The sequence below is a fragment of the Shewanella sp. genome, assembly GCF_051658185.1.
Classification (GTDB): domain Bacteria; phylum Pseudomonadota; class Gammaproteobacteria; order Enterobacterales; family Shewanellaceae; genus Shewanella.
The window spans coordinates 1-7,185 of record NZ_JBOFMC010000397.1 but is presented as its reverse complement, the minus strand read 5'-3'; the positions used below and the strand labels follow the sequence as shown (position 1 = coordinate 7,185).

8 protein-coding genes and 1 tRNA gene are annotated in these 7,185 nt (G+C 46.7%); 5 read left to right on the top strand and 4 right to left on the bottom strand.

Annotated elements, in window-relative coordinates; all coding sequences use genetic code 11:
* The first annotated feature begins 21 nt into the window (after nt 1-21).
* The 5 genes from ACRCZA_RS14920 to atcC all read left to right on the top strand — a co-directional run bounded on the left by ACRCZA_RS14920 (nt 22) and on the right by atcC (nt 2,988).
* A tRNA-Met gene (locus ACRCZA_RS14920) sits at nt 22-98 on the top strand.
* Between the two features lie 392 nt (nt 99-490).
* A complete protein-coding gene (gene atcJ / locus ACRCZA_RS14915) occupies nt 491-775 on the top strand; it encodes a cold adaptation protein ActJcold adaptation protein ActJ (RefSeq protein ID WP_438675180.1) in 285 nt (94 codons plus the stop codon).
* A gap of 25 nt (nt 776-800) precedes the next feature.
* Entirely contained in the window at nt 801-1,322 is a 522-nt protein-coding gene (gene atcA / locus ACRCZA_RS14910; protein WP_438675179.1) for a cold adaptation protein AtcA, read from the top strand.
* Nucleotides 1,322-2,080, top strand: a complete 759-nt coding sequence (atcB, locus tag ACRCZA_RS14905; RefSeq protein ID WP_438675178.1) for a cold adaptation protein AtcB — start codon at nt 1,322-1,324, stop codon at nt 2,078-2,080. Before atcA ends, atcB begins: the two co-directional genes overlap by 1 nt.
* 11 nt (nt 2,081-2,091) lie before the next feature.
* Nucleotides 2,092-2,988: a cold adaptation protein AtcC gene (gene atcC, locus ACRCZA_RS14900; RefSeq protein ID WP_438675177.1), complete on the top strand. Its 897-nt coding sequence runs from the start codon at nt 2,092-2,094 to the stop codon at nt 2,986-2,988.
* Nucleotides 2,989-3,377: 389 nt separating this feature from the next.
* On the opposite strand, the gene ACRCZA_RS14895 is transcribed toward atcC, so the two are convergent.
* From ACRCZA_RS14895 to ACRCZA_RS14880, 4 genes are all read right to left on the bottom strand, one after another.
* Nucleotides 3,378-4,373: an NAD(P)-binding domain-containing protein gene (locus ACRCZA_RS14895; RefSeq protein ID WP_438675176.1), complete on the bottom strand. Its 996-nt coding sequence runs from the start codon at nt 4,371-4,373 to the stop codon at nt 3,378-3,380.
* 63 nt (nt 4,374-4,436) lie between these two features.
* Nucleotides 4,437-5,654 carry an HD-GYP domain-containing protein gene (locus tag ACRCZA_RS14890; RefSeq protein WP_438675175.1) on the bottom strand — a complete coding sequence of 406 codons (1,218 nt, stop codon included), beginning with the start codon at nt 5,652-5,654 and terminating at the stop codon, nt 4,437-4,439.
* 270 nt (nt 5,655-5,924) lie between these two features.
* Nucleotides 5,925-6,389 carry a DUF2919 domain-containing protein gene (locus ACRCZA_RS14885; RefSeq protein WP_438675174.1) on the bottom strand — a complete coding sequence of 155 codons (465 nt, stop codon included), beginning with the start codon at nt 6,387-6,389 and terminating at the stop codon, nt 5,925-5,927.
* A 393-nt stretch (nt 6,390-6,782) separates the two neighbouring features.
* Nucleotides 6,783-7,185, bottom strand: a 403-nt coding sequence (locus tag ACRCZA_RS14880) for a BRCT domain-containing protein (protein WP_438675173.1), incomplete at its 5' end; no start/stop codon positions are given.

Genomic DNA, 7,185 nt, shown 5'->3' with positions numbered 1-7,185 from the left:
ACTCAACACAGCAATATCGGACGCGGGATGGAGCAGCATGGTAGCTCGTCGGGCTCATAACCCGAAGGTCGTTGGTTCAAATCCAGCTCCCGCAACCAATATACTCAACAGCACGTTTTAGCCTCAATGGTCAAATCACTGACCACTGCATGCGCTATTTCTAAAGTAGCCTCTAATAATATTACCTGACAATATTACCTGAATTAGCAACCACATCGCCCGCAAATACCCATCCCCTACCTAACCCGGTTCACCCGCATTCAACGCTTATCATGGTTCAATAAAACCCAATGGGCACTCAGATAACACTCCGTCATCATCCACTAAACCACCGTCTTTGATGATAAATAGCCCCTTAGGCGTTTGCCGCTTCCCAAGCATTTCTGCTATGATCCACGGCTGACTAATCAGCATTCCACAAAATTTAAGATAATCAGATGTAAACTCTTTTTATCTCGTGATATCCGCACCAGCGCCTGCAGGTACAAATATGATTAACCACTTTAGTGTGCTTGGCATCAAGCCCAGTGCCAAAGAAGACGACATTAAAAAAGCCTATCGACGACTCTCAAATAAATACCACCCAGACAAGTTACTAGGTGCCTCCGATGAGGAAAAACAGCAAGCATCGCAACAACTCGAACGCGTGAAAAAAGCGTATGAAGTGCTTTCGGACCCTAAGCTTAGAAATGCATTTATCAAAGATTTCAATAATGTGATTGTGACCGATCCTGCTGGTGCCATGCGCGAGCTCTGGGATCAATTTTATCCTTGAACGGTTCATTTTAGAGTAATGCCCCATGGCCAAAAAACTGAATATCTCCCGCATTAATGAGTTAAAAAATAATGCCTATGACAATATCGAGTCCTATAACGACCCTGATACTCCCAAGGCATTAGAGCAATTTACCACGCAAATTAAAAAGATATTGCTCGCCGATCCAACGATGTTAGCTTCGGTGCCTGAATATCTCCCCGTGGCACTCTTTGGCCGGGTGAAATTCCCAAGCGACGCCAAATTAAAATGGGCACACTGGATAAACACCAGCACACAACCCGAATGGGATGAGTTTAAGGTCACAATTGGCTTTAATAATGCCGATTTGCCCTTAGTGTTAGCCGTACGCGCCTACTCAGAAACGTTACTCATCGAAAGCTGCGCTGTGTTGTATTTACTTGAAAATCAAGGTAAAGCCGCACCAGTGGCCAGCCATAATGACGAAGACGACGATGATGATGACTACATCGGCCATAGCGATGACGATGAAGAAGACGAAGAGGAAGAAGGCTACTATGATCACTATGATGATGAGGACCGCTAATGAACACTAGTCTCATTGAAATCACCGTTGCCGAAATTAAAGAACTGGCAGACGTTGAACCTAAACAGGCAAGCAAGCGCTTCGAACTGATTGCGACCACCATGAGTGATGAACAATTAGTTGAAGTTATTGAGCAAATGGACATTGTCACGCTGACGCAAATTAACAGTCACCATGATATTTCTTGTCCATCTATCATGTCTGAACTGATGACCCCAGAGCAAATCCGCGACATCGTGTGTCAGCAACCTTTGTACTGGGAAGAAAAAATCAAAAACAATGCCGAAGAACTCATACAGCATACCTTTGATTTTTTAACCTATTTAATTCGTATCCAAGACAGCGAAGAGAAACAAACTGCCATTTTAGAATGCATCGCCGACGATCCCGCTGGGCTTTTCTACCTTTCTATCCCTTTTATCGAAATGATGCTGGGCGAAAAACACGATGATGACGCCCAAGTTAACGACTACTACGACGATGAAGAAGACACGGATACCATAGGTTATGACGGCCGCTCTCACAGCGAAGAAGCCCATAGCCTCAGTATTGATGATCCCCGCAGTTTGATGGCACTTATCCACGAATTGGCACCCGATGTTGAAAAAGCCATCAAAAATCTGCTGCGTAACGAAAGCTCCGGCTGGGAGATGATCATCAACAAATTCGTCAACGAATTAGTTATCCAAGCCAAAGAGAAAAATCAAGTGGCTGACGAATACGCTGAAGTTGATGATATGTTTAGCTTTTTGGATTAAAGGAACAGCTAATGCAATTAGTACTGCGTGATGGAGATATGGGGCCATACCTCACAAAAGTATTGCTCCAAGGCCAAACCGACGAAACCTTAAGCCATGAGCAACTCGAACACATCAAATCAAAAGCGATATTGATGAGCCTCAAACTGGCCGATAAGTTTTATAACAAGTACAAAATGCACCTGCTAGAGCAGGCAGCTCATGATGTCATTGGTGTGGTCAGCCTAGGGTTGATGGAGCTTTCCCAGCAAAATCAGCAACAAGCACTACGCTTACTGGTAACGACGGATGGCATAGTCAAATGTTTTCAAAAAGGTTGGAGCATGCTAAGCACCGTTAGCAAGCATAAACTCGTGAATGGCAAATCCCTTTATGGCGATGTAGACAAGCACTTATTAGAACAAGTGTCGAGCCCACCCGATGCCGAAGAATGGCAAGGTTTTGAGGCTTATCAAGAAGCGCTACTCGAGCATCAGCGCCAACAGTCCATTGTGACGTTAATGGCGCAATTTTATGCGCAGACCCAATACGATCCCTTAGATTTTCTCAATCTTGAGAGTGTATTGGCCGAGGCCGTGTTATACCGGATCCTTTTTGACAATAGTAAAGTCAAACAGGACTTAAAAAAGCGCATTGCTAAAGTCACACTTTTAGATGAATGGTTTACCCTTGAGTATATCGAGCGTCAAACCCAATTGGCACTCGCTGAATTACCCGCAGAGCTAGCTGAAACTATCCGTAAGGATCTGGGTAAACACTTTGTCCCTGCCCTACTGCGTACACTGCATTTTGCAAAAAATTATCGCGAAGGCTTACTCGAAGGTGTCTCACCCGAGCGCTTAGAAAGGTTTGAACACAAAGAAGGACTTATCGGGCTACTCGGTTGGCCGTTGTATCTTGCCCTTTAGGGGAATGAGTGATGGTGTGATGGCAAATTGGCGAGCTGATGTAACCCTCTTATCATAGCCAGAACACGCTGTGGATGACATCAACCCAACTTGCCATGCCACGCGACAATAGCCTGAAGCTCACGCAAGTCACTATTGGTCAAGTCAGTATTGTGCAAGTAACGATTGTAAGTCCATAACTTAAGTTACTATCTTCAGCTTAAGTCATAATCGTAAGTCACAATCGCAAACAACAATTGCAATTCACCATCGCGACTGACGACTCAAGAGGTGCTTTATACCAATAAAGCACCTCTTTGACTTAACAGCCGCATCACATTTTCTGTAGTCAAACCCGATAGCCAACAGCAAACCTCAAAGGACGCCACTGAGCACAGTGCGCTACAACACTAGCAGGCGGCGAGCATGTCAAGTGGGCAAGGATACTGATAATTAAACCCTAAATCGGCCACAATCGCCTGAGCGAGCACCACTTTATTGGGCAACACTTGCTGATTAAATACCGGAGGGACTAAACCTAAGGACTGTGCTGCAACTTGATAAAATTCCCCTTTACTCGGGTGTAAGGGAGCGCACAAATTATAAATCGGAGCCAGCGTGCGACCTGCAGATTGTGCCGCCACTATCATGCTCACCGCGCGGACACAATCGCATAAATGCACTAAATTGACGGCAACATTCGCGCCAGGAACATCGGTTTTCCCCGCTAAAAATCGCCCTGGATGCCGCTTAGGGCCAACTAAGCCAGCAAAACGCACGATGCAGCTATTTTTTTGCTGGGCAAAAAGCGCTTCGGCCGCGAGTAACGTTTGATTTTCAGGAGTTAATGCTAAGGCGTCAGACTCCGCCACCGACTTATCCTTTGCAGGATAAACGCCGGTTGAGCTAATAAATACAATGCCTTGATATTGCCAACCTTGGATCAGCGCCAGCAATTGGTTTAGCTCTTGCAAATAAGCATCATGACCCCGTTGTAACCGGGGAGGAATATTGACCACCAAAAAATCCGTTTGCAACAAGCTTGACACAGACTGCGCTAAGCCAGCCACAGACTGCGTTTCGGGGAGCGAATGGTTAGCGGGCGAGGAGCGGTTGGCCACCGCCCCCTGAAGCCCCCATTCCGCGGCGCAGCGCGGTTCATTTGCCTCAATTTGAGTCTCTTGGGTTAAATTGAGGGCAAACGCTTCAATCCCAAGCTCGGTTAAAACGGCCAAATCCTCAGGGCGTCGTTTACTCCCTGTGACCTTATAACCTTCTTGCAGTAATTGTTTCGCCAAGGCTAAACCAAACCAGCCGCATCCCACCACCGCCACACGTTTAACCATGGTGCTTTCCACTACGGCATTCGTAACCGCTGCACTATTTTGCATTTGTTTATTGATCATCTTTGACCCGATCCGCTCCCAACCGCAATTGGCGGACAGCATACAGAGCCTAAAGGCTAAGATTCAAGCTTGTATTGCGCTAAAGTAAAAACTGATCCCCTTATCCACCTGTAAGATTTTAGTAGCAGCCTCGCCGAGTTCGTCCGCTCTTAGCGTCTGCAACACGGTGACGCCTTCATCGGCTAAAAAGCGCAAAGCGGCGTGGCTGCCATCATCTTTACAAGCCCACACTTGAGGTTGAGTCACCTCTTTGGTCGTCATAATGACCTTTGCCACACAATCATCAGATAATTTGACGATAGTGCCAGGCGGATATATACCGAGGATCTTCACTAAGATTGCGATTAAAGCCTCTGAGTGTTTACTGGCGCGATGCTTAAATAAATACCCTAAAGCCACCTGGGGTGAAGAGGTTTCAAGGCCATTTAGCTGCTTTTCGTAATCATTCGCCAGACTCACAATTTGGGTCGTGAGTGGAATTTTATGACCGGTTAAGCCATCGGGATAACCAGAACCATCAATAAATTCATGGTGATGTAAGACGATATCCAACACTTCTTTGGGAAATAATCCCGAGCGATTTAACATGTCATAGCCAAAATTGGGGTGCATTTGCAAATAGTTGGCTTCGTGGGAGGTTAACGGCAAGCGCTTACGGCGGATCACATCGGGGACTTTTAATTTACCAATGTCGTGAAATAAACTACCAAAGGCGATATCTCGTAATTCCCGTTGGGGTAAATCCAAGGCGTGGCCAATCATCAAGGCTAACACCGCGACCGAAATACCGTGCTGAGTGACACTTACGCCCTTCTCGTCGTTACCCACTAAGGTGAGAAAAGGCGATTGCACCTCCTGCAAATGGCTGAGTAACTCTTCCACCAGCGCGGAAGACAAGCGATAAGCGCCCTCAGGATCACTGACGACTTTAGCAAAGGCATTACGGCATTCATTCACTGACTCCAAAAAGCGTTTTTGACTTAAGCGCATAGCCTTACGGGTTACCAGCTGTAAATCCGGCTGGTGCGCGGCAGAAGTGAGGGCGGTGTTGTCGTCAACGTCTTCGTCATCGTCAGCAACGACTTCTACCTCATCACTGGCATCACTGATGAGATACACATAAGGAACGCCTAAACCACGGATCATCTCGATCTGCTCAGGAGTGGTAATATCGACCCGATTGAATAAAAAAGGATGATTCGTCCATGACAACGGCAACTTAACACGCATGCCAAGTTGAATGTCTGATAGCAATAATCTTTGTTGAACTACTTTTGCCACCTGATAGACTCCTTTCAAGCGCATGATAGAGACAAAACACTCTGCCCTGACTACAACGCAATCCCCTTAGGCTAAGTTCATATCACTATAGATGATCTCCGCTGACCAGTAAGCCTATATTCCTCAATCTGAGGGATAGTACACAAAATAGCGCCTATCACCCCATATAAAAACTCTAAGATAACAATAAGATCCCCATCTATTCTTGTGCTTTCTCGGCACATTAACTCAAGCGGAACTCAAACTTGGCATCTCCTTTGGCAGAACTTGTCAGTCCTTTGACCAATCCTTCAGATAATAATCCAGCCGTTTTGAATTAAGCAGATACAAACTCGACCAAAACAAGACTAAGGCATCAACCGCCTGACTCCAATGGAACAAAAACTGACCATGGAGTAATCGCTGGCTGAGCAGCGCGGCATCGATAAGCAGTAGCAGCCATAAGCCCCACTTTAACCGTACAAAGATAGGCCTTAACCATTGGGGCGCTCTGCGGCGCTCGGCAAGCACCACGCCATAAAGCACCACCGCCCCTAACCCTGCGGCCAGTGCCAGTAAAAAATCCGATTTGTCAGGATAAAATAACCGCAGCAATTCGGCGCGATCATGGGATTGGGTTAACGAGGCGATAAAAATACACCAACCGCGCGCCAAAAATGCCAATAATAAATATAACCATATCGGCGGTTTAATATGGCCTTTATCATCGAGCCAAGTGATGTGACTAAAATTCAAATAAATGTCCAGAGGGATAATCCATGACCTTCCATTGAGATGGTGCTGCTTGAGTCAATTTCAATGCCTCCTTAGATGAAATCGCCTTCATGTCGGCCAGCGTTACTCCTGGGCGCAGCGCTTTGAATGCTTAATCCTTAAGTGAATGCCGAGGCTTAGGTCAAAAACTTGAGCTCAAACCCCGGCATCAATGTGAAAGGATGCTGACGCTCGCAGCTCGATTGAGAACCAAGCCACCAGCACTGACTTGGCCCACTTTCACCTTTTACCTTAGCGGTGAAGGTGGGCAATCGTGAGCAACACTGTATTTAGAAACGCTGTTTTTAGAAGCAATATGTTTAGAAGCAATATGTTTAGAAACAGTGTGTTTAGAAGCTGTGTTTAAAGACCGAGTTAAGAGTGCTGCGCCAATAGGGCAAGAAGCGCCGCTTCATCGATCACGGTCACGCCCAACTCCTGCGCTTTGGCAAGCTTTGAGCCGGCAGCTTCCCCGGCAACGACACAATCGGTATTTTTCGACACACTGCCCGCCACCTTCGCGCCAAGGGCCTGTAATTGAGCCTTGGCATCATTGCGATTAAGCTGAATTAAGGTACCGGTTAACACCCAAGTTTGCCCTTTTAGGGGCAAAGCATCCGCGCTTGGGGCTACTATGGCTGGCCAGTGCACCCCAGCGGCCAGCAAGGCATCAATCACCTCAAGGTTATGGGGCTGGGCAAAAAAATGTGCCACATGCTGAGCCACAACAGTGCCGACATCTTCTACCTCCGTCAGTTGCGCGAGGGTCGCCGAGCGC

Bases quoted from the DNA above. Each gene is read 5' to 3' on its own strand.
- atcJ (WP_438675180.1), top strand. From the start codon at position 491: ATGATTAACCACTTTAGTGTGCTTGGCATCAAGCCCAGTGCCAAAGAA.
- atcA (WP_438675179.1), top strand. From the start codon at position 801: ATGGCCAAAAAACTGAATATCTCCCGCATTAATGAGTTAAAAAATAAT.
- atcB (WP_438675178.1), top strand. From the start codon at position 1,322: ATGAACACTAGTCTCATTGAAATCACCGTTGCCGAAATTAAAGAACTG.
- atcC (WP_438675177.1), top strand. From the start codon at position 2,092: ATGCAATTAGTACTGCGTGATGGAGATATGGGGCCATACCTCACAAAA.
- ACRCZA_RS14895 (WP_438675176.1), bottom strand. From the start codon at position 4,373: ATGATCAATAAACAAATGCAAAATAGTGCAGCGGTTACGAATGCCGTA.